General features: G+C 35.5%; 21 protein-coding genes, 1 tRNA gene and 1 riboswitch. Of the genes, 9 read left to right on the top strand and 13 right to left on the bottom strand.

The features are described from left to right. Positions 1-83: 83 nt before the first annotated feature. The 5 genes from thiC to E0W73_RS15305 all read right to left on the bottom strand — a co-directional run bounded on the left by thiC (position 84) and on the right by E0W73_RS15305 (position 4,356). Positions 84-1,907 carry a phosphomethylpyrimidine synthase ThiC gene (gene thiC / locus E0W73_RS15325; RefSeq protein WP_135222927.1) on the bottom strand — a complete coding sequence of 608 codons (1,824 nt, stop codon included), beginning with the start codon at positions 1,905-1,907 and terminating at the stop codon, positions 84-86. A gap of 76 nt (positions 1,908-1,983) precedes the next feature. Beyond that, a complete protein-coding gene (gene thiS, locus E0W73_RS15320) occupies positions 1,984-2,190 on the bottom strand; it encodes a sulfur carrier protein ThiS (RefSeq protein ID WP_135222926.1) in 207 nt (68 codons plus the stop codon). A 67-nt stretch (positions 2,191-2,257) separates the two neighbouring features. Beyond that, a riboswitch (TPP riboswitch) is annotated at positions 2,258-2,354 on the bottom strand. Positions 2,355-2,488: 134 nt separating this feature from the next. Continuing rightward, on the bottom strand, positions 2,489-3,052 hold the full coding sequence (locus tag E0W73_RS15315) for a DNA-3-methyladenine glycosylase I (protein WP_135222925.1): 564 nt from the start codon (positions 3,050-3,052) through the stop codon (positions 2,489-2,491). Further along, positions 3,052-3,678, bottom strand: coding sequence for a hypothetical protein (locus E0W73_RS15310; protein ID WP_135222924.1), 627 nt, complete (start codon positions 3,676-3,678; stop codon positions 3,052-3,054). The genes E0W73_RS15315 and E0W73_RS15310 overlap by 1 nt, the downstream gene beginning before the upstream one ends. A 3-nt stretch (positions 3,679-3,681) precedes the next feature. Further along, positions 3,682-4,356, bottom strand: a complete 675-nt coding sequence (locus tag E0W73_RS15305; protein ID WP_135222923.1) for a queuosine precursor transporter — start codon at positions 4,354-4,356, stop codon at positions 3,682-3,684. Positions 4,357-4,527: 171 nt separating this feature from the next. Here E0W73_RS15305 and E0W73_RS15300 point away from each other — a divergent pair, with 171 nt between their 5' ends. Continuing rightward, complete coding sequence (locus tag E0W73_RS15300) at positions 4,528-6,648, top strand: M3 family metallopeptidase (protein ID WP_135222922.1); 2,121 nt, start codon at positions 4,528-4,530, stop codon at positions 6,646-6,648. A gap of 98 nt (positions 6,649-6,746) precedes the next feature. Here E0W73_RS15300 and tsf read toward each other — a convergent pair whose 3' ends face one another. The 4 genes from tsf to rplM all read right to left on the bottom strand — a co-directional run bounded on the left by tsf (position 6,747) and on the right by rplM (position 9,632). Then, complete coding sequence (gene tsf / locus E0W73_RS15295; RefSeq protein ID WP_135222921.1) at positions 6,747-7,709, bottom strand: translation elongation factor Ts; 963 nt, start codon at positions 7,707-7,709, stop codon at positions 6,747-6,749. Between the two features lie 140 nt (positions 7,710-7,849). Next, positions 7,850-8,614, bottom strand: coding sequence for a 30S ribosomal protein S2 (rpsB, locus tag E0W73_RS15290; RefSeq protein ID WP_135222920.1), 765 nt, complete (start codon positions 8,612-8,614; stop codon positions 7,850-7,852). Between the two features lie 176 nt (positions 8,615-8,790). Further along, positions 8,791-9,177 carry a 30S ribosomal protein S9 gene (gene rpsI, locus E0W73_RS15285; RefSeq protein WP_026728618.1) on the bottom strand — a complete coding sequence of 129 codons (387 nt, stop codon included), beginning with the start codon at positions 9,175-9,177 and terminating at the stop codon, positions 8,791-8,793. After that, complete coding sequence (gene rplM, locus E0W73_RS15280; protein ID WP_135222919.1) at positions 9,177-9,632, bottom strand: 50S ribosomal protein L13; 456 nt, start codon at positions 9,630-9,632, stop codon at positions 9,177-9,179. Before rplM ends, rpsI begins: the two co-directional genes overlap by 1 nt. A 353-nt stretch (positions 9,633-9,985) precedes the next feature. Between rplM and E0W73_RS15275 the strand changes: the two genes are divergently transcribed. Next, positions 9,986-11,011: a LacI family DNA-binding transcriptional regulator gene (locus E0W73_RS15275; protein ID WP_135222918.1), complete on the top strand. Its 1,026-nt coding sequence runs from the start codon at positions 9,986-9,988 to the stop codon at positions 11,009-11,011. 66 nt (positions 11,012-11,077) lie between these two features. On the opposite strand, the gene E0W73_RS15270 is transcribed toward E0W73_RS15275, so the two are convergent. Further along, a complete protein-coding gene (locus tag E0W73_RS15270) occupies positions 11,078-11,398 on the bottom strand; it encodes a hypothetical protein (RefSeq protein WP_244248491.1) in 321 nt (106 codons plus the stop codon). Between the two features lie 118 nt (positions 11,399-11,516). Next, positions 11,517-14,348 (bottom strand): DNA polymerase I, encoded by a 2,832-nt coding sequence (gene polA, locus E0W73_RS15265; protein ID WP_135222917.1) that lies wholly within the window; start codon positions 14,346-14,348, stop codon positions 11,517-11,519. A gap of 385 nt (positions 14,349-14,733) precedes the next feature. Between polA and E0W73_RS15260 the strand changes: the two genes are divergently transcribed. The 6 genes from E0W73_RS15260 (at position 14,734) to E0W73_RS15235 (ending at position 19,206) form a co-directional block, all read left to right on the top strand. Continuing rightward, complete coding sequence (locus E0W73_RS15260) at positions 14,734-14,931, top strand: hypothetical protein (protein WP_135222916.1); 198 nt, start codon at positions 14,734-14,736, stop codon at positions 14,929-14,931. Positions 14,932-15,104: 173 nt separating this feature from the next. Next, positions 15,105-15,779, top strand: coding sequence for a response regulator transcription factor (locus E0W73_RS15255; protein WP_135222915.1), 675 nt, complete (start codon positions 15,105-15,107; stop codon positions 15,777-15,779). A gap of 9 nt (positions 15,780-15,788) precedes the next feature. Beyond that, positions 15,789-17,114 carry a sensor histidine kinase gene (locus E0W73_RS15250; protein ID WP_244248490.1) on the top strand — a complete coding sequence of 442 codons (1,326 nt, stop codon included), beginning with the start codon at positions 15,789-15,791 and terminating at the stop codon, positions 17,112-17,114. A 106-nt stretch (positions 17,115-17,220) separates the two neighbouring features. Then, positions 17,221-17,427 (top strand): hypothetical protein, encoded by a 207-nt coding sequence (locus tag E0W73_RS15245; RefSeq protein ID WP_244248489.1) that lies wholly within the window; start codon positions 17,221-17,223, stop codon positions 17,425-17,427. 163 nt (positions 17,428-17,590) lie between these two features. Further along, complete coding sequence (locus E0W73_RS15240; RefSeq protein WP_135222914.1) at positions 17,591-18,826, top strand: metallophosphoesterase; 1,236 nt, start codon at positions 17,591-17,593, stop codon at positions 18,824-18,826. 74 nt (positions 18,827-18,900) lie between these two features. Then, a complete protein-coding gene (locus E0W73_RS15235; RefSeq protein WP_135222913.1) occupies positions 18,901-19,206 on the top strand; it encodes a thioredoxin family protein in 306 nt (101 codons plus the stop codon). A 21-nt stretch (positions 19,207-19,227) separates the two neighbouring features. Here the strand turns inward: E0W73_RS15235 and E0W73_RS15230 are convergent, their stop codons facing one another. Both E0W73_RS15230 and E0W73_RS15225 read right to left on the bottom strand, forming a co-directional pair. Beyond that, positions 19,228-19,869, bottom strand: a complete 642-nt coding sequence (locus E0W73_RS15230) for a polysaccharide deacetylase family protein (RefSeq protein WP_135222912.1) — start codon at positions 19,867-19,869, stop codon at positions 19,228-19,230. A 95-nt stretch (positions 19,870-19,964) separates the two neighbouring features. After that, positions 19,965-23,291, bottom strand: coding sequence for a glycosyltransferase family 117 protein (locus E0W73_RS15225; RefSeq protein WP_135222911.1), 3,327 nt, complete (start codon positions 23,289-23,291; stop codon positions 19,965-19,967). Positions 23,292-23,536: 245 nt separating this feature from the next. Between E0W73_RS15225 and E0W73_RS15220 the strand changes: the two genes are divergently transcribed. After that, positions 23,537-23,606: transfer RNA gene (locus E0W73_RS15220), tRNA-Gln, on the top strand.

Here is a 23,606-nt window from a genome sequence, read left to right as displayed (position 1 = left end):
AAGTATTAAGTATTAAGATGAAAGTATTAAGAGTTTGCAGATTTTAAGTCTTAATACTTAATTCTTCCATCTTAATACATTTTTTAAATATAAATCTCTTTCCCTTGCTCAATAAATTCCTCTGATTTCTCTTGCATTCCTTTTTCTGCAGCAGCGACATCCCTGATTTCCTGAGATATTTTCATAGAGCAGAATTTCGGGCCGCACATTGAGCAGAAATGCGCCACTTTTGCACCGTCTGCAGGAAGGGTTTCATCATGAAATTCTCTTGCCGTATCGGGATCCAAAGCCAAGTTGAACTGATCTTCCCAACGGAATTCAAAACGCGCTTTGCTCAATGCATTATCGCGATATTGCGCTCCCGGATGACCTTTTGCTAAGTCGGCAGCATGAGCCGAAATTTTATACGTGATTACGCCGTCTTTTACGTCTTTTTTATTCGGTAAGCCTAAATGTTCTTTTGGCGTAACATAACACAACATTGCACAGCCGTACCAGCCAATCATAGCCGCACCAATTGCTGATGTTATATGATCGTAACCCGGCGCAATGTCTGTAGTTAACGGACCTAATGTATAAAACGGAGCTTCATGGCAATGCTCTAATTGTTTGTCCATGTTTTCTTTAATCATGTGCATCGGTACGTGGCCTGGTCCTTCGATAAAAACCTGAACATCATGTTTCCAAGCGATTTTAGTCAATTCGCCCAGAGTTTCTAATTCGGCAAACTGTGCGGCGTCATTAGCATCGGCAATAGAACCCGGACGTAATCCGTCTCCAAGAGAAAAAGCAACGTCGTATTGTTTCATGATTTCGCAGATTTCTTCAAAATGCGTGTACAAGAAGTTTTCTTTATGATGAAACAAACACCATTTTGCCATAATCGATCCGCCACGAGAAACGATTCCCGTAACACGATTGGCAGTTAAATGAATGTAGCGAAGTAAAACTCCAGCATGAATCGTGAAATACGAAACGCCTTGTTCTGCCTGTTCAATCAAAGTATCTCGGAAAATTTCCCAAGTCAAATCTTCGGCAATTCCTTTTACTTTTTCTAATGCCTGATAAATCGGAACAGTCCCGATTGGTACAGGAGAGTTACGAATAATCCATTCTCTGGTTTCGTGAATGTTTTTTCCCGTTGATAAGTCCATAATCGTATCAGCTCCCCAACGGCAAGCCCAAACGGCTTTTTCCACTTCTTCTTCAATGCTAGAGGTCACGGCGCTGTTTCCGATATTCGCATTGATTTTTACCAAAAAATTACGACCGACAATCATTGGTTCGCTTTCTGGATGATTGATGTTGTTTGGAATAATGGCTCTTCCGCAAGCAACTTCAGAACGAACAAATTCTGGAGTAATTTTATTTTTTGGCGTGTTCGCACCAAAGCTGTTTCCGCCGTGCTGACATTGCATGGCTTTGGTTTGTTCGTTTAAAAGCTCGATACGCTGGTTTTCGCGAATCGCAATATATTCCATTTCAGGAGTAATGATTCCTTGTTTGGCGTAATACAATTGCGTTACGTTTGCGCCTTTTTTAGCACGTTTTGGCTGATGCAAATATTCAAAACGAAGATGATTTAAGCTTTCGTCTTTCAATCGGCTTAAGCCATAATCAGAAGTGATTTCGTCTAAGATTTCGACATCATTTCGTTCTAGAATCCAACTTTCGCGTAAGCGTGGCAATCCTTTTCGAATATCAATTTCAATATTTGGATCTGTGTAAGGACCGGAAGTGTCGTAAACCGTTACAGGAGGATTTTTTTCAATGCCGCCGTTGGAAAGTTTAGTATCGCTTAAAGCAATTTCTCGCATAGCGACTTTTATCGGATGAATTTCTCCGTCGACATAAACCTTTTTAGAATTTGGAAATGGGGTTCTGGATATTTGTTCTTCGTTTGTCATAGGAAAAGAAGTTATGAGTTATAAGTTATGTGTTGTGGAGGCGCACAGCAGTTTTTTTGAATTGGAATTTCAAAAATTAACCTCCTTGCGTAGCAGAAATAATTAAAATTTCGTCGGTTTCTTGTACGAAGTATTCGTTCCATTTGAGTTTTGGAACAACAGTATTGTTGACAGCAACAGCGATTCCGTATTGTTTGTGCGGAATTTCGAGATCGAGCAATGATTGAACGCTTAGCGATTCAGCATTGAAATTTTTGGTTTGTTGATTGATTTTAAGTTCCATTCCTTTCTCAGTTTAGTGTATAGATACACATTAGGAATGGCTACAATAACGCACAGAAATGCGCTTAAGAAGTCATCTTACTTTTCCCTACGCTAGTATGAACTAGATCAGGTTCAGAGGGTAAAATCTCAGCCTGCGTGATGCAGACACCCCTAAAGTGTGAAGCAAATGTAATGAAAATTTCGTTTCGGAGTTTAAAAAAGTTTCAAGTTTCAGGTTTCAGATTGTTATTGGGGCGAATTTCCCCATTTCTATAGCGGTTGCTGTATCACCTGAAACTTAATATTTGAAACAAAATTTACTTTGTTCTCGTCCAGCAATCTACAGTATGATCATTGACCATTCCGGTGGCTTGCATGTGTGCGTAAATTACGGTTGAACCTACAAATTTAAAACCTCTTTTCTTTAAATCTTTGCTGATTTCATCTGAAAGCGGCGTAGTAGATGGAGCATCTTTGGAATTTTTCAGAATATTGACGATTGGTTTTCCGTTTGTATATTTCCAGATATAATCGGAGAAAGTGCCAAATTCGTCCTGAATTTTCATAAAAGCCTGAGCGTTGGTAACTGCAGCTTTAATTTTTAATTTATTTCGAATAATGCCGGTGTTCTGCATTAGTTCTTCGATTTTCTCTTCGGAGTAGTTTGCGACTTTTTTATAATCGAAATAATCGAAAGCTTCCCTGAAATTTTCTCTTTTATTCAAAATCGTAATCCAGCTCAAACCCGCCTGAAAAGTTTCAAGAATTAAGAATTCAAATAAAGTTGGGTCGTCATAAACAGGAACGCCCCATTCTTCATCATGATATTTTTTATATAAATCGCTGGAAGTACACCAGCTGCATCTTACTTTGTCTTCCATTATTTCCCAATTTTCCAGTGATAACCTTTTACGCTCGGTATATAAGCTTTTGTTCCAATTATGATCAGATCAGTGTAGATTTTCTTTTTGTATTTAATTCCGATGGCTTGTCCAGAAGTATATATTTTATTGGCTTCGAACTTGAATTTTATTTTGGCGTCAGTAAATTTAGCATCAGAAATTTTTTCTACCAGCCAGGTCGACTTCCATTTTATTTCAATTTCATCTTCGGCTATCTTGGTAATGCTTTTGATTAATTTTATTCCATCAGCTGGAATATTATGATTTTCAATTAGCTCTTTCTGTGTTATAGTTTCTCCGGTTTTGCAATCCGATATGAGTTTTTTGAAATACGTAATCCCTAAAAATTTTTCATTTTCAATTTTCTCGACTGCGATACTGTCATTTATAGTTTCTTTGTTTGCAGTGGCAGTTTCGGTTATAGTGATTTTTTCTACAATTGAATTTTTATATTCTTTTACAGTTTCTACAGTGCTTTCTGAAATGTTTTCTATTTCGTCAGTAATCTTATTAGTGACTTCTAATAGTTGCTTTTTAGCATTTTTTGAACAACTTACCAAGCAGCTCGCAATGAGGATTAAAAAGTATATTTTGTAATTCTTCATTTCTTATAAATGTTCTTCGCTATTTGAATGATTATCTTTTTCAAGATATTCCTTGATGAAATGATGTCCGGCATAAATCAGCGGAGTCAGTACAATAGCAAGCGTAAGTTTAAAAATGTAGCCAGTTAATCCCGATGTGATGTAAGTTTTAAAATCGATTTTGCCGGGAAGCCAAAAGGCAATTCCGAGAACAATAAAAGAATCGAATAGCTGCGAAATAACGGTAGATCCCGTGGCTCTAAGCCATATTTTTTTCTCGCCAGTTCGTTTTTTAAAAAACCAAAATATCCAGACGTCAATAAGCTGCGAGACCATAAAAGCGATTAAGCTTCCAATTATTATCCACATACTTTGTCCAAATACAGCCTCAAACTGTTCGTCATTTACTGGACTGATGCCTTTTGCGGCCGGAATTGTAATAGCCATAAAAAGGATAAGAAATGCATAAGCAATCAGGCAGGCTGTTATAAAAGAAAGTTTTTTGACGCCCTTTTCTCCAAAATACTCATTAATTAAATCAGTAGTCAAAAATACAATTGGCCAAGGCAGAATTCCGATGCTCATTACAAACGGACCAATCTGAATTAATTTTCCTCCTATAAGTTCTGCCACAACGGCATTTGTTATAAATATACCAGCAAGTACAACAAATACGATTTCTTTTTTGGTTTTAAACATTTTGATTTTATGAATGATATTTCAAAATTAATCTTTTTCTGCTGACTTAAAAAATGCTTATTTCTGTTAATAGAAACTCTTGGGCTAACATAAAAGTTAAAATTCCTTCTTTGCAGGCTGATTTTAGTTATTTTTGAAACATAACAAGTTTATATAATCAAATTTAGAGTAATGAAAAGAATACTAACATTTTTTCTCATGGGGACAACCTTTCTGAGTGCAGAGGCACAGACCAATTCAAACAATCCTTTACTAAAACCCTGGGCAGGTCCGTATGGCGGTGTTCCAGCTTTTAATGAATATAAGGTAGTAGATTTTAAACCGGCAATTGAATTTGCGATTCAGGAAAAACTTAATGAGATTGATGCTATCGCGAACAATCCCAAAGCGCCGACTTTTGAAAACACCATTGCGGCAATGGAGCGTTCGGGAAAAACAATGGACAGAATTTTTACGGTGTACGGAATTTACAGATCGAATTTAAGCAGCCCAGAATTTAGCGCTATCGACAGAGAAATGTCTCCGAAGTTTTCTGAGTTCAGTGACAAGATCAATCAGAACAAAAAACTGTTCACCAGAATTGAAACGCTTTACAATTCAAAAGAAAGCAAAAAACTGACCAGCGAACAGCAACGTCTAATTTGGTTGTACTACACTAATTTTGTTCGTCAGGGAGCAAAATTAAACGAAAGCGATAAAGCGAAAGTAGCGGCTATTAATAAAGAATTGGCGTCACTTTACACTCGTTTCAGCCAGAATTTGTTGGCAGAAGAGCAAAATCAGTATGTGGCCTTAGAAAAAGAAAGTGATTTTGACGGTCTTCCAGATGAAGTTAAAAAAGCAGCCATTGCAGAAGCTAAAACAAGAAAATTGAGTGTTTTAGGATGTATCGCCAATACACGTTCTTCAATTGAGCCGTTTTTGACTTTCTCGACACGCAGAGATTTAAGAGAAAAAGCTTTTGATATTTTTGTGAAAAGAGGAGATAACGGAAATGCAAACGACAACAATTCGACAGCAGTTTCAATCTTAGAATTAAGAACTCAAAAAGCAAAATTGTTAGGTTTTCCAACATTTGCTAATTGGAGTTTATCAAACAAAATGGCAAAAGACCCACAGAAAACTTTAGATTTAATGCTTTCTGTTTGGGAACCTGCAGTTGAAAAAGTACACGAAGATGTAGCCGAAATGCAGAAAATTGTAGATGCAGAAGGAGGGAAATTTAAAATTCAGCCTTGGGATTACCGTTTTTATGCAGAAAAAGTTAGAAAAGCAAAATACGATTTAGACCAAAACGAAGTTAAGCCTTATTTACAGCTGGAAAACCTTCGTGAAGGAATGTTTTGGGTAGCAGGTGAGTTGTTTAATTTAAGCTTTAAGCAAATTACAAATGTGCCAGTTTACCATCCTGATGTTCGTGTTTGGGAGGTAAGCAATAAGATAACAGGAAAAGCTGTCGGACTTTGGTATTTTGACCCATATGCTCGTGCAGGCAAACGTTCTGGTGCATGGATGAACGCATACCGCAATCAGCAAAGAATGGATGGCGAAGTGCTTACTATAGTGTCTAACAACTGTAATTTTATTAAAGGAGCGGCAAACGAACCAATCTTGATTTCTTGGGAAGATGCCTCTACTTTATTCCACGAATTCGGACATGCGCTTCACGGCCTATGTTCAAATGTTACTTATCCAAGTTTAGCAGGAACTTCTGTAGCTCGTGATTATGTTGAGTTCCCATCTCAATTATTAGAGCACTGGTTGGCAACTCCAGAAGTATTAAACAAATTTGCATTGCATTACAAAACAGGAGAACCGCTTCCAAAGTCATTAGTAGATAGAATTGAGAGAGCAGGAACTTTTGGAGAAGGATTTTCGACAGTTGAGACCATTTCAAGTTCATTGGTTGATATGAAACTGCATTTGGCAACAGAGAAAATAGATCCAAAGAAATTTGAAAAGGAAACATTGGATGCGCTTCATATGCCTTCAGAAATTGTAATGAGACATAGAATTCCGCAGTTTGGACATATCTTTTCAGGCGACGGATATTCTGCAGGATATTACAGTTATTTATGGGCAGATGTAATCAATGCAGATGCTTGGGAAGCTTTTACAGAAGGAAAAGGTCCTTATGATAAAGCAGTAGCAAAACGTCTTTATGAAACTGTTTTTAGCGTAGGAAATACGATTGATCAGGAAAAAGCATACGAAAACTTCAGAGGAAGAGCGCCAAAATCTGATGCTTTAATGCGAGCAAGAAACTTTCCGGTTGCTGGAACTAAAAAATAATTAATAAAATGCAGACGTGCTTTGTACGTCTGCATTAGCCAAACAAAAAAGCCCGAATAAATAAATATTCGGGCTTTTTATATTGAAAAAATAATATATTAACCTAAAGTAACTCTTTTGAAACCTGTGATTTCAACGTTGAATCCTTTTACGTAATCACCAACTTTTTTACTGTCATCTTTGATGAAGTTTTGATCTAATAAAGCTTTTTCTTGATCTAAAGTAGTGTTGTCAGAGATAAAACGCTGTACTTTTCCTGGAAGAATTTTGTCCCAGATTTGTTCTGGTTTACCTTCAGCTTTTAATTCAGCCTTAGCATCTTCCTCAGCTTGTTTGATAACTTCAGGAGTTAATTGAGAGAAAGAGATGTATTTAGGAACATTTTTCAAAGTTTTTCCTAAACGTTTTGCTTCTTCATTGTCTTTTTCAATTACAGCGATACGAGCAGCAAGTTCAGATTCAACGAAAGCAGGATCAAAATCTTTGTAAGATAAAGTGTCAGCTCCCATAGAAGCAACTTGCATAGAGATATCTTTTGTTAAAGTTTCAGCGTTTGCAACTGGAGCAGAAATTGCAGTTAAAGCAGCAATTTTGTTAACGTGAACATAAGATCCAACGTAAGCGCCTTCTAAAATTTCGAAACCACCGATTTCGATTTTCTCACCGATAACTCCAGTTTGCTCGATTAATTTTTCAGCAACAGTAATTCCGTTGAAATCTGAAGCTAAAAATTCTTCTTTAGAAGAGAAGTTGATAGCTCTTTCTACTAAATCTTTAGCTAAAGCAACGAAAGCCTCATTTTTACCTACGAAGTCAGTTTCGCAGTTTAAAGTAAGGATAGCTCCTTTAGTGTTGTCTGCATTAACAAAAGAAACAGCAGCTCCTTCAGAAGACTCACGGTCAGAACGGTTAGCAGCAACTTTTTGTCCTTTTTCTCTAAGGATTTGTATAGCTTTGTCGAAATCTCCTTCAGCTTCAACTAAAGCTTTTTTACAGTCCATCATTCCGGCACCTGTAGATTGTCTTAATTTATTTACGTCTGCAGCAGTAATTGTTGCCATAATATTTTAAGTTTTAATGTGTTTAAAAGTAAAAAATTCCAGCTTTTAAATCCCAAACTCCAATTTTAATAAATTATCAACATAACGTTTTTAATTCTGGTTGGATTTTGGAATTTAAAATTTGGAATTTAAAATTTGATTTATTCTTCAGTTGCAGGAGCTTCAGCTTCAACAGCAGGAGCTTCTTCCTCAGCAGCTTCAACTTCTTTTTCTGCACCTCTGTCAGAAAGACCTTCGATTACAGCAGTAGTTACTAAAGATAAAATTTTGTCAATTGATTTAGAAGCGTCATCATTTGCAGGAATCACGTAATCAACCTCTCTTGGGTCAGAATTCGTATCAACCATTGCGAAAACTGGAATGTTTAATTTTTGAGCTTCTTTTATTGCGATGTGTTCAGCTTTGATATCTACTACGAACAATGCTGCAGGTAGTCTAGACATATCAGCAATTGAACCTAAGTTTTTCTCTAATTTAGCACGTAGACGATCAACTTGTAAACGCTCTTTTTTAGATAAAGTGTTGAAAGTACCGTCTTTCTTCATTTTATCGATAGAAGACATTTTTTTAACTGCCTTTCTGATAGTTACGAAGTTAGTCAGCATACCACCTGGCCATCTTTCAGTGATGTAAGGCATGTTTGCAGCTTTTGCTTTATCAGCAACGATGTCTTTTGCTTGTTTTTTGGTAGCTACGAATAAGATTTTTCTACCTGATGCAGCGATTTTTTTCAAAGCTTCATTAGCCTCTTCAATTTTAGCTGCAGTTTTATATAGATTGATAATGTGAATACCATTACGCTCCATATAAATGTAAGGAGCCATGTTTGGATCCCATTTTCTAGTCATGTGTCCGAAGTGAACACCTGCTTCTAGTAATTCTTTTACTTCTATTTTGTTTGCCATTTTTGTACTAGTTTACGTTCTGTTGATTAGCAATGTATAAATGGCGATTTCTCTGGCTTTATACATTTAGATGCTAAACTAAATCCTACCTCGATAGGAGAGCAACAATAACTGTGTTTTTTAATTTCAATAAATAATTGATAATGTCTTGTCCCATCCGAACAAGACAGGTAATATTAACGTTTAGAGAACTGGAATCTCTTACGAGCTTTCTTCTGACCGAATTTCTTACGTTCAACCATTCTTGGGTCTCTTGTTAATAAACCTTCTGGTTTAAGGATAGCTCTGTTTTCAGCGTTAACTTCACACATTACGCGTGCTAATGCCATTCTTACAGCTTCTGCTTGACCAGTTGTACCACCTCCGTAAACGTTTACTTTTACGTCAAAGTTACCAGCGTTTTCTGTCATAGAAAGCGGTTGTAAAACTTTGTATTGTAAAGTTGCAGTTGGAAAGTAAGTTGCGAATTCTTTTTTGTTTACAGTGATGTTTCCAGTTCCTTCAGAAACGTATACACGTGCAACAGCGGTTTTTCTTCTACCGATTTTGTGAATAACTCCCATTACTTAAGATCATTTAGGTTAACAGTTCTAGGTTTTTGAGCTCCGTGTTTGTGCTCTGATCCTACAACAACATTTAGATTTCTAAAAAGTTCAGCACCTAATTTGTTTTTAGGCAACATACCTTTTACAGCTTTTTCTACTAATGCAGCTGGATTTTTAGCTTGCAATACTTTAGCAGTTAAAGTTCTTTGTCCTCCTGGGTAACCTGTATGACGCATGTAAATTTTGTCATTCATTTTTGTACCTGTAAGGTTAATTTTTTCTGAGTTGATAACAATTACGTTATCTCCACAGTCAACGTGCGGTGTGTAACTTGGCTTGTACTTACCTCTTAAGATCATAGCAACCTTTGAAGCAAGACGTCCTAAGTTATGACCTTCAGCGTCAACAACAATCCACTCTTTAGTTACAGTGCCTTTGTTTGCTGAAACTGTTTTGTAGCTTAATGCGTCCATAATATTATTTTAATTAAACATTCCATCCCCAATAAAGGGGATGCAAAAGTACAATTAATTATTTTAAAACCAAATACCTGAAAAGAATATTTTATTGTCTGAAAATCAGGCATTCAGTTTTTGAATTAAAACCTTTAAAAAAGCTACTGAAATAAAAAGATTTGAAGCGCTATATAATTAAGGTGTAAAGTTGGTTTTTTTGGCGCAACAAACCAATTGTTTTTATGTTCTAGCAATCTGACGGATTTCCTTTTAAAAAAGTTTCAGTGTTTTGAAGATGAACTGCTTGTTTTTTGTTTTTTTTTCGGTAATTCTACTATATTTGTATCAATTACGTGAAAAACTATTTTTAAATGAAAGCTAAAGCAACTCTAAAACAAATTGCCAAAGAACTTGGTGTTTCTGTATCGACAGTTTCTAAGGCACTAAATGACAGCCCAGAAATTAGTGAACAAACTAAGGTTAAGATTAAGGAGTATGCCAAACTCAAAAATTACAAGCCTAATGTTATTGGTCTGAATTTAAAAAATCGTAAAACCAAGACTATTGGAGTAATTATACCTAATATATTAAACTCTTTCTTTGCAAAAGTGTTTAGCGGTATCGAAAAAGTGGCTGATAAAAAAGGATACAATGTAATTACATGTATTTCGAATGAATCTCTGGAAAAAGAAGTGCATACACTCGAAATGCTGAGCAACGGAACTATTGACGGTTTTATTCTGTCTGTTTCTCAAGAGGCTCAAAAACTTCAAGATTATAATCATTTCTCTGAAATCATAAACGACGGAACCCCAATTGTAATGTTTGATCGTATTGCTGATGAAGTAGATTGCGACAAAGTGGTGGTCGACGATTTTGATTCGGCCTTAAATTCTACACAGCATTTGATTAATTTAGGTTGTAAAAATATTGCACTGATTTCTTCTGTCGACAATATTAGTGTCGGAAAACTAAGAACAGAGGGATATTTGAAAGCTTTAAAAGACAATAATATTCCGATTAACGAAAAAATCATTCTTCGCACCGATTCTGAAGAAGATATGAAAAGCAAAATTGATGCCTTGTTTGACAATAAAATCGACGGAATTTTTGCGCTGGACGAAAATGATTCAGTTGCCGCTTTGCGAGTAAGTTTGAAAAAAGGATTTAGAGTTCCAGAAGACATTTCGATTATTGGTTTTGCAGACGGAATTTTGGCGTCAAGACGTTTATCACCAAGTCTGACTACTGTAAGTCAGCATGGAGTCGAAATCGGAGAAGTGGCAGCCAAAAGATTAATCGAACGATTAGAAGAGCCAGAAGGAACGACTTCAGAATATGAAACAATCGTGATCAAGACGAAGTTGAAAGAAAGAGAATCGACTAGAAAAGTATAATGGACTAGAGTTCTATAATAAAGAAAAACCATCAGAGTAAAACTGATGGTTTTTTATTTATAGCTCTTATATGAATTTAATTAGATAAACAAAAAGAATAACAGTGATAAGTGTGATTCTAAATGTTTTTTGTTGTTTAGCTTTAAGTATATAGCCGTCTTTTTTTAGTTCCCATGTAAATAGTAATTCGAACAATGTGCTTTTAGGTTTAAGAATGAAATCAGAGATTTCATAACTCTTATTTGACTTTCTTAAAATTTCTTCAGCTTCTTCTTTTTCGGCAGTTTTAATTGCATTTTCTATTTCTGAAATATCAACATTTCTGTTTGCTAATTCATATTTTGCGAGATAAACAGCGTCACGGTTCCATTTTTTTTGGAGAACCAACAATATTTAAAAGTTCCTCTGTTGTTCGGCTTTTTATAGGAGGTTTGAAATTATCGACCATTCTTGCTTTTTTTACAAATTTTAAAATCTAAAATCAACAATCTGAAATCTAAAATTATCAATGCGCCTCTAACCAGTCTTTACCCATTCCAAGTTCAACTTCTAAAGGAACCGACATTTTAAAGGCATTTTCCATTTCGTGTTTGATCATGGGCTGAATTTTCTCGAGTTCATCGTTGTGAACATCGAACACAAGCTCATCATGCACCTGAAGCAGCATTCTTGATTTCCAGTTTTCTTCTTTTAGTTTTTTATGAATGTTGATCATCGCGATTTTAATCACATCGGCAGCGCTTCCTTGAATTGGCGCATTTACAGCATTTCGTTCGGCAGCACTTCTTACCACGGCATTAGCGGAATTGATGTCTTTTAAATATCTGCGTCGACCTAAAATAGTTTGTACATAACCTTTCTCTCTTGCGAATTCAACTTGTTCAGAAATATAGGATTTAAGACGTGGATATGTTTTGTAATAAGCATCAATCAAAGCAGCGCTTTCGCTTCTTGAAAGTGAGGTCTGATTGCTCAACCCGAAAGCAGAAACACCATAGATAATTCCGAAGTTTACGGTTTTAGCGTTGCTTCTTTGTTCGCGCGAAACCTCTTCCAACGCCACATCAAAAACTTTTGCAGCAGTTGCTTTATGAATGTCTTCTCCATCTTGGAAAGCCTTAATCATATTTTCTTCACCGCTTAAAGCAGCAATAATTCGCAATTCGATTTGAGAGTAATCGGCAGAGATTAAAGTATGATTCTCATCACGAGCTACAAAAGCTTTACGAATCTGACGGCCTCTTTCGGTACGGATTGGAATATTCTGTAAGTTCGGATTATTAGAACTCAAACGCCCAGTTGCCGCAACGGTCTGCATATAATCGGTATGAACACGCTGCGTTTTTTTGTCTACTTGTTCCGGTAAAGCCAAAATATAAGTGCTTTGCAGTTTTACCATTTGTCGCCAGTCCAAAATGTCTTTTACAATCGGATTGTCATTTGCTAAATAAGTCAAAACTTCTTCGCCGGTTGCATACTGCCCGGTTTTGGTTTTTTTCTGTTTCGCTCCGCCGATTTTGAGTTTGTCAAATAAGATGTCGCCTAATTGTTTTGGAGAGGCAAGGTTGAATGTTTCGCCTGCCGTTTCGTAGATTTTTTGCTCTAGGTTTTTGATTTCGACATCCATTTCTCCAGACATTTGCTTTAAGAAATCTACATCAAGTCGAATTCCTTCTGTTTCCATAGCGGCCAAAACGCTTACCAACGGAATTTCGATATCGTCAAATAACTTTTTCGTTTCGGTTTTATCCAATTCAGTTGTGAAGATTTCCTTTAGCTGCAAGGTTATGTCAGCATCTTCGGCAGCGTATTCTTTTATGTCTTCTAAAGGAACATCACGCATATTAAGCTGGTTTTTCCCTTTTTTGCCGATTAAGGTTTCAATAGATTTTGGCGAATATTTCAAATACGTTTCCGCTAAAATATCCATATTATGACGCATATCCGGATTGATCAGATAATGCGCAATCATCGTGTCAAAAAGTTTTCCTTTTACGGTTACGCCATAATTAGAAAGAATTTTTAGGTCGTATTTTAGGTTCTGTCCAATTTTCTCAATGTTTTCATTTTCAAAAAACGGAACAAATTTATTGATTAAAGCCTGTGCCTCTTCCTGATTTTCCGGAAACGGTACATAAAAAGCTTTTCCTTTTTCGTACGCAAAAGACATACCTACCAATTCTGCATGCAAGGCGTCGATTCCTGTGGTTTCGGTATCAAAACAAACAGAAGTCTGTTTTTCTAGATTCTGCAAAAGCAATTTGATTCCTAAATCTCCTTGAACAATTTGATAAGAATGCTCAGTGTTTTCTAAAGTATTGTAAAATGAAGTTCTTGAAGTGTCGGCATCTTCATCAGTTGTACTTCCGAAAAGGTCAAACTGGTCTTCGTTTTTTTGTGGTTTTTTGTATAATTTGGCATCAGAAGCAGGAGTGGCGATCTGTGTTCCATCTGTTTTAAAAAGATTGTCGAACTGTTCAGCCATTCTTCTAAATTCCAATTCCTGAAAAATAGCATCTGTTTTTTCGATATCCGGACGAGAAAGTTCATAATCATCTTCATTAAAAACAACATCGCAATCACAGATAATGGTGGCCAGCTTTTTCGACAAGATTCCTTTGTCTTTATTGGCTTCGATATTCTCTTTCATTTTGCCTTTTAGTAAATGTGTGTTTTCTAAAAGGTTTTCCATGGAACCAAATTCTTTCAAAAACTTCTTTGCAGTTACTTCTCCAACTCCAGGCAGTCCAGGAATATTATCGACAGCATCGCCCATCATTCCAAGAAAATCAATTACCTGTTCTGGTCTTTCGACTTCAAATTTTGCAAGGACTTCGGGAATCCCCCAAATCTCGATTCCATTACCCATACGGGCAGGTTTGTACATAAATATGTTCTCAGAAACCAATTGCGCAAAATCCTTATCAGGAGTTACCATGTACACCTTGTAATTTTGCTTTTCTGCCTGTTTGGCAATTGTACCGATTAAATCATCAGCTTCGCAGCCTGCAACTTCAATAATCGGAATATGCATAGCTTTTAGCAATTCCTGAATGTACGGAATCGCAATTTTGATGGCCTCAGGCGTCGCATCGCGGTTGGCTTTATAATCTGCAAACATTTCCGTTCTCACATGGCTTCCTTCCTTGTCAAAAGCAACGGCTAAATGATCTGGTTTTTCTCTTTTAATAACATCCAAAAGTGAGTTCATAAAACCCATAATTGCAGATGTATCCATTCCTTTTGAGTTGATTCTCGGGTTTTTGATAAAGGCGTAATAACCACGAAAAATTAAGGCATAAGCATCTAGAAGAAAAAGGCGTTTTTGAGTTGACATATTAAAAATATTAGTCTGTAAAAATAATCAATTGGGTTTTAAAAACAGATTTGTTGGTGAAAATTAATTTTTTTGAAACCATATGAGTGATGTAAGTTCATTTTAATAAAGATGCCTTCTGTAGAGACGCACTGTACTGCGTCTACTATTTTTTACGAATATTAGTTAGGTTAACTCGTTGGGTGAAATTATTTTCAACACATAGAAACATAGTTTAACGGTTAAATATTTAAATGAACTTACATCACTTATATGGTAGAAAAATCCTCAAGAGTTAATATCAAGTTAAAATGTTTAACAAGAACGCTTTCTTCATTTTTTCTTCATTTTGCGAAGGTAATTTTGAACTGTAAAATAAAAGTTATTAATTTAAAACTTAGAAATCATGCGAAATTTATTAATGTTATTAGTGGCAGTTTTAGGAACAAGTGCAATGGTTCAAGCGTTCCCTGCAAAAGATGTAAAAACAGCTCCTGCAAAAGAGGTTAAAGCGGTAAAACATCCAAAAAATAAATCTGATAAAAAAGCAAAATCAGAGAAAAAAGAAACTTCTAAAACAGAAACAGAAAAAGTGAAAAAATAAATATTTTGTCTGGTTCTGAATCTTTAAGCCCAGATAAAAATGTTTATGCTGAATGCAGATGGAGAAAGCTGATGAAGAAATTTGTCAGCTTTTTTTATGCGTTAATTTTTTAATAATGCACAGCATCAATTTTATATAATGATTAATTTTAGCTATGCTTAAATCTATTTAGAATGAATGTTTTAATTGTAGAAGATAATAAGGAACTCGCCACAGAAGTTTATGATTTTCTTTGCAAGGCAGGTTACATTTGTAAAATCGCAAATAACTGTGCCGATGCACTTGAAGAGTTTACAGGTAATGATTACGATGCGATGCTATTAGATCTTGGTCTTCCTGATGGCGATGGTTTTGATGTGCTGCAGACGGTCCGTAAAACCAAATCAAAGATGGCAGTGATTGTTCTTACCGCACGTGGCGAACTCGACGACAGGATAAACGGCTTGCATCTCGGCGCAGACGATTATCTGACCAAACCTTTTGCGCTGACAGAACTTAGCGCTAGATTATTTGCTGTTATACGCAGGATACACGGATTTACGTTAAATAGTTTAAGCATACACGGATTCCAACTTCAATTGCAGGATTATAAAGTGACTTTTAATGATGTCCCGATTAATTTGACCAAAAAAGAATTTGATATTTTTCAGTATCTCGTCTTGAATAAAAACCGTGTAATTACCCGTTTACAGCTTACGGAGCATATTTGGGGAGATATTCTGGAAGTCAACTCCGATTCTAATTTCATTGACGTTCATGTGCGGAATCTTCGCAAAAAGCTAGACAAGCACAGGTCTATCGACTGGTTCGAAACTGTTCGAAATGTGGGCTATCGTATAAACGAATAATTTTTTAGGATGAAAATCAAACATCAATTGGCTATTTTTAATGCCCTGACCAGATTGCTGGTGATTCTTATTTTATGGCTGATGCTTCCTATTTTGGTAGAAAATGTAGTGTACAGGCATATTAACAATGGACTGATTGAGAAAAAGAAAAAATTCATAGAGCATTTAAACAGAAAAGAAATAGATGATTTTATAGAGGATGAAGACAATACTGCCGAAACATATTCGCAATTCTCTACACTGCACAGCGAATTTTTGGTTCTTTCAAAAAGTTCTATTAAGTCTCAAAAACAAACCACTTTTACAAACGAATACAGGATTATTGAAGGAGAGGAAAACGAGTACAGAATACTTAAATACTATTTCAGTTATGAAAACGTAAACTATCAGCTCGAAATTGGGAGTAGTTTGAGCGAAGTAAATGATCTTACTTTTATTATCCGTTTTTTTATCATCATCGTTTTTGTAGTCATTTTGTTGATCACTTTTCTGGCCGATACTTTTTATATCGAATATCTTTTAAAACCTTTTTATCGTATTATCGATACGAAAATTAGGCGCGTAAACGAACCAGAAGCTTTTGATCATACTCCAATAAAAGCGGCCTCAAGAGATTTCAGGGAATTAGATTTTGTTTTAAACCAAATGATGGATCGTATTGCGGAGCTTTTTAAAAAAGAAAAACAGTTTATTTCAAATGTTTCTCACGAGCTTTTGACCCCGATTGCACTTCTCAAAAACAAACTCGAAAATTTGCTTCAGAATGAGTCACTAGACGATGTTGCAGTAGATAAAATTGCTGGTTCGCTGAAAACCTTAGATATGCTGAAGAAAATCATCAATAATCTGCTCCTGATTTCAAGAATAGAAAACAATCAGTACCAAGCAAACGAAGAAATTCATCTAAAAGAAATAATACTTGATCTTTATGAAGACCTTCAAGACCGTATAGAAGACAAGAAAATAGTATTTACCAATAAATTGCAAGATGATTTTGTTTTTAGAGGAAATAAAACTTTGATTCACATTTTGATTTATAATCTCGTGACTAATGCCATAAAATACAATAAGTCAGAAGGCGAAATTATAATTTCGGATGGTGTAGTGCAGGATTATTATTTTATTCAAATCAAAGATTCTGGAATAGGAATGGATGAATCTCAATTGGGGAAAATTTTTAATCGTTTTGAAAGGATGAATTCTGATCAAGATGGGCAGGGTCTGGGACTTGCAATTGCATCTAGTATTGCTGTTTTTCATCACATTCAAATTAAGGTAGAATCAGAAATAAGTATAGGCACTACTTTTCGATTGTTATTCCCAAAAGCCAATTAAAAGTTAAATTTTTCTGTAAGACTTTTTCTTCATTTTCTCTTCATGTTTCAGGCGTAGTTTTGACTTATAAATAATGAAATAATAATAATCATAAAATTTTAAAGTCATGAAAGCACAAATCAAAAAACTAGCATTTTTAGCAGTAGCAGTATTAGGAACAATCTCAATGGTAAACGCTCAATCAGCTCCAGCTTCAGCAACACCTGCAAAAGAGGTTAAAGCTACTAAACACGATAAAAAAGGACACAAAAGAGCAAAAGAAGAAAAAAAAGCCGAAACGGCTAAAACTGAAACAGCAAAAACTAAAAAGTAAAACAATTTTGGCCGTACAAAAAGGCTGAGAAATAAGTTAAAAAAAATTGTGACATTAGGCCGATGGGAATCCGTCGGCTTTTTGCTTTTAAGAGCGTTAAATTTTTTATAATAAAAAGCCATAGAATTTTCATTCTTTGTTACTTTGTTTAAAACTAATACAAATGATCCTTCGCCTTGCAATTTTATGTGCACTTATACTTTTTGTTGAATACTACTCTTACCAAGCCTTTAAGGCTTTATTCAAAATAAAATGGGTTGTAATTGGTTACCTCATTATAAGTTTATTTCTCTTAACATTTATCGTTTATTCTTTCATGCAGTTTGATCGGTCAGTAGGACAGACCAAGCAAACAATGTTTACTATGGGCTTGACTCTTTTGGTCTATGTGCCTAAGATTGTATTGTGTCTAGTGCTGTTTGGAGAAGATATTTATAGAGCAGGGGCAGGAGCGGTCAATTATTTTGTTTACAATGCTAAAGGGGCAGATGCAATTCCTTCCAGAAGAAAATTCATCAGTCAGATTGGTTTAGGTCTTGCGGCAGTTCCTTTTTTGTCTCTGATTTACGGAATTTTTGAAGGTAAATATAATTACAAAGTCTTTAAACAGACCATTTTTTTTCCAGACCTTCCAGATGCTTTCGACGGTTTTAAAATAACTCAGATTTCAGATGTACACAGCGGTAGTTTTGATAATCCTGAAAAGATAAATTATGCAATTGATTTGATAAACGAACAGGATTCTGATATTATTTTGTTTACTGGAGATATTGTAAATACGCATGCTAAGGAGATGCATCCGTGGCTGGAAACTTTTAAAAGAATTAAAAATTACAAATACGGAAAATTTTCAGTTTTAGGAAATCATGATTATGGTGAATATGTAACATGGCCGACTCAGGCAGAAAAAGACGAAAATTTTGAAGCGATAAAAGATTTATATCGTCAAATCGGCTTTAAGCTTCTGAAAAATGAACATACTTATATTGAGAAGGGTGCTGATAAGATTGCACTGATTGGTGTTGAGAATTGGGGCATTAATTTTAAGAAAGCAGGAGATTTGAATAAAGCGTCGGAAAATGTACAGCAGGATGATTTTAAGATCTTGATGAGTCATGACCCAAGCCACTGGGATGCAGAAATTAAGAATCATCCGAAAAATTTCCACTTGACTCTTGCAGGCCACACGCACGGCATGCAGTTTGGAATTGAGATTCCAGATTATTTTAAATGGAGTCTGGCGCAATATATTTATAAACAATGGGCTGGTTTGTACGAAACAGCCGGAAAATACATTTACGTAAACCGTGGTTTTGGTTTTCATGCTTATCCGGGCCGTGTCGGAATTATGCCTGAAATCACGGTTATTGAACTAAAAAAGGGCAACAATGTGGCTTAATTCGTTAAAAATGCTACATTTGTATATAATTACCTCTTTTTATTAAATTAGAAAAGAATTAAATTTTTGGTTTTATGTCAAAATTTGGAGAACTAATAAATGCACAAGTCCCAGTCTTAATAGATTTTTATACAGATTGGAACGAATCATCAGTTTCTATGCATCCTGTGATTAAGGATGTTGCAGCTGCACTTGGCGATAAGGCGAAGGTAATCAAAATTGATGTAGATAAAAATCAGGAACTTGCTGAGGCACTTCGTATAAAAGGGCTTCCGACACTTATGATTTATAAAGACGGACAGATGATCTGGAGACAATCTGGAGAGCTTGACGCAAATACGCTGATTGGAATCGTTCAAGAACAATTCAATAGCATCTAAAAAAATCTTGTTTGGTTTTATTTAGTGAATAATATCAAACTGATATCCATTTTCTTTTAAAAAGCTCAGGGTTTTTGGCAGTGCAAATTTTAAATTTGGCGAAGCCTTGATGCTGTCATGAAAAACGATTACACTTCCTGATTTTACATTTTTCGTAACATTTTCAAGACATTTTTCGGGAGTAATGCTTTGGTCGAAATCGGCGCTTAAAACATCCCACATCACAATTTTATAGCCTAATTTTCTAAGGATTTTAGATTGCGCTTTTTTGATTTTTCCGTAAGGAGGACGAAATAACAGTCTGTTTGGCGCTTTTTTCTGTTCTTCTAAAACTTCTGCACAGTTCTGTACATTTCGGATATAATCTTCAGTGTGAATCTTCCACCCATTTACGTGGTTCATGGTATGGTTTCCTATTGAATGACCATCAGTAATCAGTTTTTCAAATAAAGCCAAATTGGCTTTTATGTTTTTCCCGATACAGAAAAAAGTAGCTTTTGCATCAAATTTTTTCAATTCAGAAAGTACCCAGTCGGTAATTTCAGGAGTTGGGCCATCATCAAAAGTGAGGTATATTTTCTTTTCATTGTTTGGGATGTCCCAGCAATATTTAGAAAACACCTTTTTTATGAATGCGTTAGTTTTTACCCAATAGAAGCTCATTTGAAATTTCTTTTACGACCCTTTGTAAAATTAAAAAATGCAGCGCGATTTTTCAAACCGTGCTGCATTTTTTTAATTATTAGTTTTTTTGTATATTATTTACTTTTCACAGAATCTTTTTTGGCTTCCTGTACAGAATCTTTTTCTGGATCTCTATCAAAACGTTCAAATACATTTATATAAGTATTAAATGCAGTTTTGTGTTTTTCGTAAAAAGCTTTGTCATTATTATTTTTCATTACATGAAGAAGGCTTCTGTAACGCTCGATATCTGTAATAATATCCATAGCCAAATCAACCTGGTCAGTAGGCTTCAGAGTACTATAATAATTTAGGTTTTCTTTATATTTATCTACCAGCTTGTTTAGCAAATCTTGCGCTTTTGCAGTTTCCCCCACCTTGTAATATCCGTTTGCGAAAGGTTCAACCAACGAATAATATCCAAATTTATCCAAAGGCATTTTAGTCATTGCCAGATTGATTACATTTTTGGCTTTGTCTATTTTTCCTTCAGCAATCAATTGATCCATCAAACGCGATAAATTGGTGCGGTAGGTAATGCTGTTTCTTCTGGTTTCGGGATCGTGGTAGATTTTGTCGCTTTCGCTGTTGCCCCAATCCCATTTCATTACAATATCATACATTTTATCAGCATCAATCTGGCCCATGTCCATTGGTCCGCCCTCTTTAGAAGGTGCGTTTTTAATAGGCACAAGTTTGTAAACCATTCCGTCTAGCTGTAAATAGCTTTTAAGCCATAGATAATCTTCATCATCAAATGCACCGCCACTAAAGTAAATAGGGCGTTTCCAGTTGTTGTTTGCTAAAATATCAAGCATCATTAATCTGTTTTTGTATAATGCGCTTCCTTTGATGTCGATATCCAGATAAGGAACTATAGAATCATAATATTTCGGATTCACAACTTTGTTCTTTATAATAGCATCCTTATCAACATTCACCCTGATTTTATTAGTTGGGAAAAAGTGAATAGTTTGCCCGTTCTGAAGCCCTACAGTCGATTTTGGATTTTTAATGAAATCAAGGAAATCATTAATGTTCCAACGAGTTTCGATTTTAGGAATATGAGCAACATAATCTAGATTGTCTCCAACATATTGTTCATGTTTGAATGATATTGGCAACGGGTCAGATTCATATGATTTGGCCTTCATTTGATCGATGTACCAATCTGTCATGAAAAGGCTTGTATTTACTATCTTAACATCGGTTCTAAAATGTTCAATTTCCTGCGCATACCACAATGGGAAGGTGTCATTATCTCCAATTGTAAACAAAATAGCGTTTTTGTCGCATGAACTTAAATATGCTTTTGCCATTGCAACAGCAGTGTAACGGTTAGATCTGTCGTGGTCGTCCCAGTTTTGAGATGCCATTAATACAGGTGCGGCTAATAAACTTCCGGCAATAATTATTGGTCCGGCAATTTTTGGTGCAATATAGCTTCGTAGGCTTTCATACAATGAATAAACCCCAAAACCAATCCAGATGGCAAATACATAAAATGATCCTACAAGTGCATAATCTCTTTCGCGCGGTTCAAACGGTCTTTCATTAAGATAGATTTTTAGTGCGATTCCAGTAAATAAGAATAATGCTAAAAGCACATAAAAACTCTTCAGGTCTTTGTTGGCATGATACATAATACCAATCAAGCCTAATATAAACGGCAGAAAGTAATAAGCGTTTCGTCCTTTATTGTTTAAAACGTCTTCAGGCAAGTTGTTTTGAGAACCTAAGTGAATAGAATCTAATGGCTTGATGCCACTGATCCAGTTTCCGTCCAGATTGTCATATTTGCCCTGAATGTCATTCTGGCGTCCTACGAAATTCCACATCAAATATCTCCAGTACATATATCCGAACTGATATTCAAACATAAAGGCAAGATTATCTACTGTTGATGGTTTTTCGACAACCAAGTATTCGCCGTAACTTCTCAGGAATTTAATGTAGCCTTCGTTGTCAATTTGTTTTTGTGCAAAAGCTCTTCTGAATTCAGAAACCGTGCTTTCGACCTCGTTTCGCAATTGTGCTACTGCCTTATTGTATTCGTCTTCAGATAATTGCTGTGCATCGATTCCGTATTTAGACAAATCTTCTCCATAATCATGATTTGGGTCAATTCTAAATTTCGGAGGATTCGTGAAGTTTATATAATTTTGTATATGAGATGTTTCTGTACTCCACATTCTAGGCAGAATAGTTTTCTGGTTGTCGTCAGAATTTTGCTCTGCATTTTTATAGTTGTTGGTAATAATGTATTTCCCAGTTTTATAGTCTCTTTCGTAGTTTGGTTTTTTGTCCAGATAAGGTGTTTTGGCGTCAAGGCCAGCAAAAACTTCGGTATACTGCGGTCCATAAAATAAAGGATTTACACCGTATTGTTCACGATTATAATAAGCCAGTACTTCTGCGGCGTCTGAAGGCTTGTTTTCGTTGATAACCGGATTTGCATTGGCGCGTACCGGAAGCATTAGCCATGTAGAAAAACCTATCAATATAAATAAGATGCAGAGAATGATGGTGTTGTAGAAAATAAAACCATTTTGTCTGGTGTATCTTAAGCCGAAATAGAAAAATGCAATAAATAAAAGAGCAACAAAAATGGTTCCTGAGTTAAATGGCATTCCCATATTGTTTACCATTATAATTTCAGTTTCTCCAAAAAATGCCATTGTCAACGGAAGTAATAATTTGAAAATGAATAATAAAATTCCGATAACTACAATATTGGCGATAATAAAGTTTTTAAGAGTAACCTTTTCATAATGCTTAAAATAGTATAAAAACCCAATCGATGGAATAGTCAAAAGAGCCATAAAGTGCACACCAAATGAAAGTCCAATAACAAGAGAAATGATCAAAAGCCATTTGTTTCCTTTTGGTTTGTGCATATCCTGCTCCCATCTTAGTCCTAACCAGAAAAGCAATGCAATTAACAAAGATGCCATTGCGTACACTTCAGCTTCTACTGCATTAAACCAGAAACTGTCTGAGAAGGTGTAAGCTAAGGATCCAACCAATGAGCTTCCTAAAATCACGATAGAATTGCTTTGTGTAATTTCTGAAGTTTGTTCCACAATTTTTTTCAAAATCATAGAAGAAGACCAGAACATAAAAAGGATTGTAAAAGCGCTTGAGAAAACAGACATCATATTAACCATTAACGCTACATGCTGAGCGTCTATGGCAAACATCGCAAAAAATGCTCCCATCATCTGAAAGAGCGGTGCTCCTGGAGGATGGCCCACTTCTAACTTGGCTGCTGTAGCAATATATTCGCCACAGTCCCAAAAGCTCATTGTAGGTTCAACAGTTAGTGTGTAAGTAATTAAAGCGATTGCAAATGCAAACCAACCAATAATTGTATTCCATTTATTGAAATTGAATTGTGCCATATTTAGGTGTTAAAATTTTGTATTTTTTCTATCCTACAAAGAAAATGTTTTTTTATGTAAAGAAACGAGCATTAACAAAAAATTCTACAAAACTCTCAGCAGGTAGTAATTTATTGTCTTTTAAGTGCTTCTGAAATGGAGAAGGATTTCAAAGTGAAAAAAAACTTAAAAAATGATTTTTTTTGGTTAAAAAGTTTGCACAAACTAAATAAACCCTTAAATTTGCACTCGCTTAACAGCACTGCTGGTCTATGGTGTAATGGTAACACTACGGTTTTTGGTGCCGTCTTTCTAGGTTCGAGTCCTAGTAGACCA

It is taken from the genome of Flavobacterium foetidum, assembly GCF_004634245.1.
In the GTDB taxonomy this organism is placed as follows: domain Bacteria; phylum Bacteroidota; class Bacteroidia; order Flavobacteriales; family Flavobacteriaceae; genus Flavobacterium; species Flavobacterium foetidum.
This window is presented reverse-complemented; position numbering and strand designations above follow the sequence as displayed.

Excerpts from the sequence above, each read along its gene's own strand:
- E0W73_RS15275 (WP_135222918.1), top strand. The coding sequence starts at position 9,986 with ATGAAAGCTAAAGCAACTCTAAAACAAATTGCCAAAGAACTTGGTGTT.
- polA (WP_135222917.1), bottom strand. The coding sequence starts at position 14,348 with ATGTCAACTCAAAAACGCCTTTTTCTTCTAGATGCTTATGCCTTAATT.
- tsf (WP_135222921.1), bottom strand. The coding sequence starts at position 7,709 with ATGGCAACAATTACTGCTGCAGACGTAAATAAATTAAGACAATCTACA.
- E0W73_RS15310 (WP_135222924.1), bottom strand. The coding sequence starts at position 3,678 with ATGAAGAATTACAAAATATACTTTTTAATCCTCATTGCGAGCTGCTTG.
- E0W73_RS15255 (WP_135222915.1), top strand. The coding sequence starts at position 15,105 with ATGAATGTTTTAATTGTAGAAGATAATAAGGAACTCGCCACAGAAGTT.
- rpsI (WP_026728618.1), bottom strand. The coding sequence starts at position 9,177 with ATGGGAGTTATTCACAAAATCGGTAGAAGAAAAACCGCTGTTGCACGT.
- E0W73_RS15315 (WP_135222925.1), bottom strand. The coding sequence starts at position 3,052 with ATGGAAGACAAAGTAAGATGCAGCTGGTGTACTTCCAGCGATTTATAT.
- E0W73_RS15225 (WP_135222911.1), bottom strand. The coding sequence starts at position 23,291 with ATGGCACAATTCAATTTCAATAAATGGAATACAATTATTGGTTGGTTT.
- E0W73_RS15250 (WP_244248490.1), top strand. The coding sequence starts at position 15,789 with ATGAAAATCAAACATCAATTGGCTATTTTTAATGCCCTGACCAGATTG.
- E0W73_RS15260 (WP_135222916.1), top strand. The coding sequence starts at position 14,734 with ATGCGAAATTTATTAATGTTATTAGTGGCAGTTTTAGGAACAAGTGCA.
- E0W73_RS15240 (WP_135222914.1), top strand. The coding sequence starts at position 17,591 with ATGATCCTTCGCCTTGCAATTTTATGTGCACTTATACTTTTTGTTGAA.
- rplM (WP_135222919.1), bottom strand. The coding sequence starts at position 9,632 with ATGGACGCATTAAGCTACAAAACAGTTTCAGCAAACAAAGGCACTGTA.
- E0W73_RS15300 (WP_135222922.1), top strand. The coding sequence starts at position 4,528 with ATGAAAAGAATACTAACATTTTTTCTCATGGGGACAACCTTTCTGAGT.
- E0W73_RS15245 (WP_244248489.1), top strand. The coding sequence starts at position 17,221 with ATGAAAGCACAAATCAAAAAACTAGCATTTTTAGCAGTAGCAGTATTA.
- rpsB (WP_135222920.1), bottom strand. The coding sequence starts at position 8,614 with ATGGCAAACAAAATAGAAGTAAAAGAATTACTAGAAGCAGGTGTTCAC.
- thiC (WP_135222927.1), bottom strand. The coding sequence starts at position 1,907 with ATGACAAACGAAGAACAAATATCCAGAACCCCATTTCCAAATTCTAAA.
- E0W73_RS15230 (WP_135222912.1), bottom strand. The coding sequence starts at position 19,869 with ATGAGCTTCTATTGGGTAAAAACTAACGCATTCATAAAAAAGGTGTTT.
- E0W73_RS15235 (WP_135222913.1), top strand. The coding sequence starts at position 18,901 with ATGTCAAAATTTGGAGAACTAATAAATGCACAAGTCCCAGTCTTAATA.
- E0W73_RS15305 (WP_135222923.1), bottom strand. The coding sequence starts at position 4,356 with ATGTTTAAAACCAAAAAAGAAATCGTATTTGTTGTACTTGCTGGTATA.
- thiS (WP_135222926.1), bottom strand. The coding sequence starts at position 2,190 with ATGGAACTTAAAATCAATCAACAAACCAAAAATTTCAATGCTGAATCG.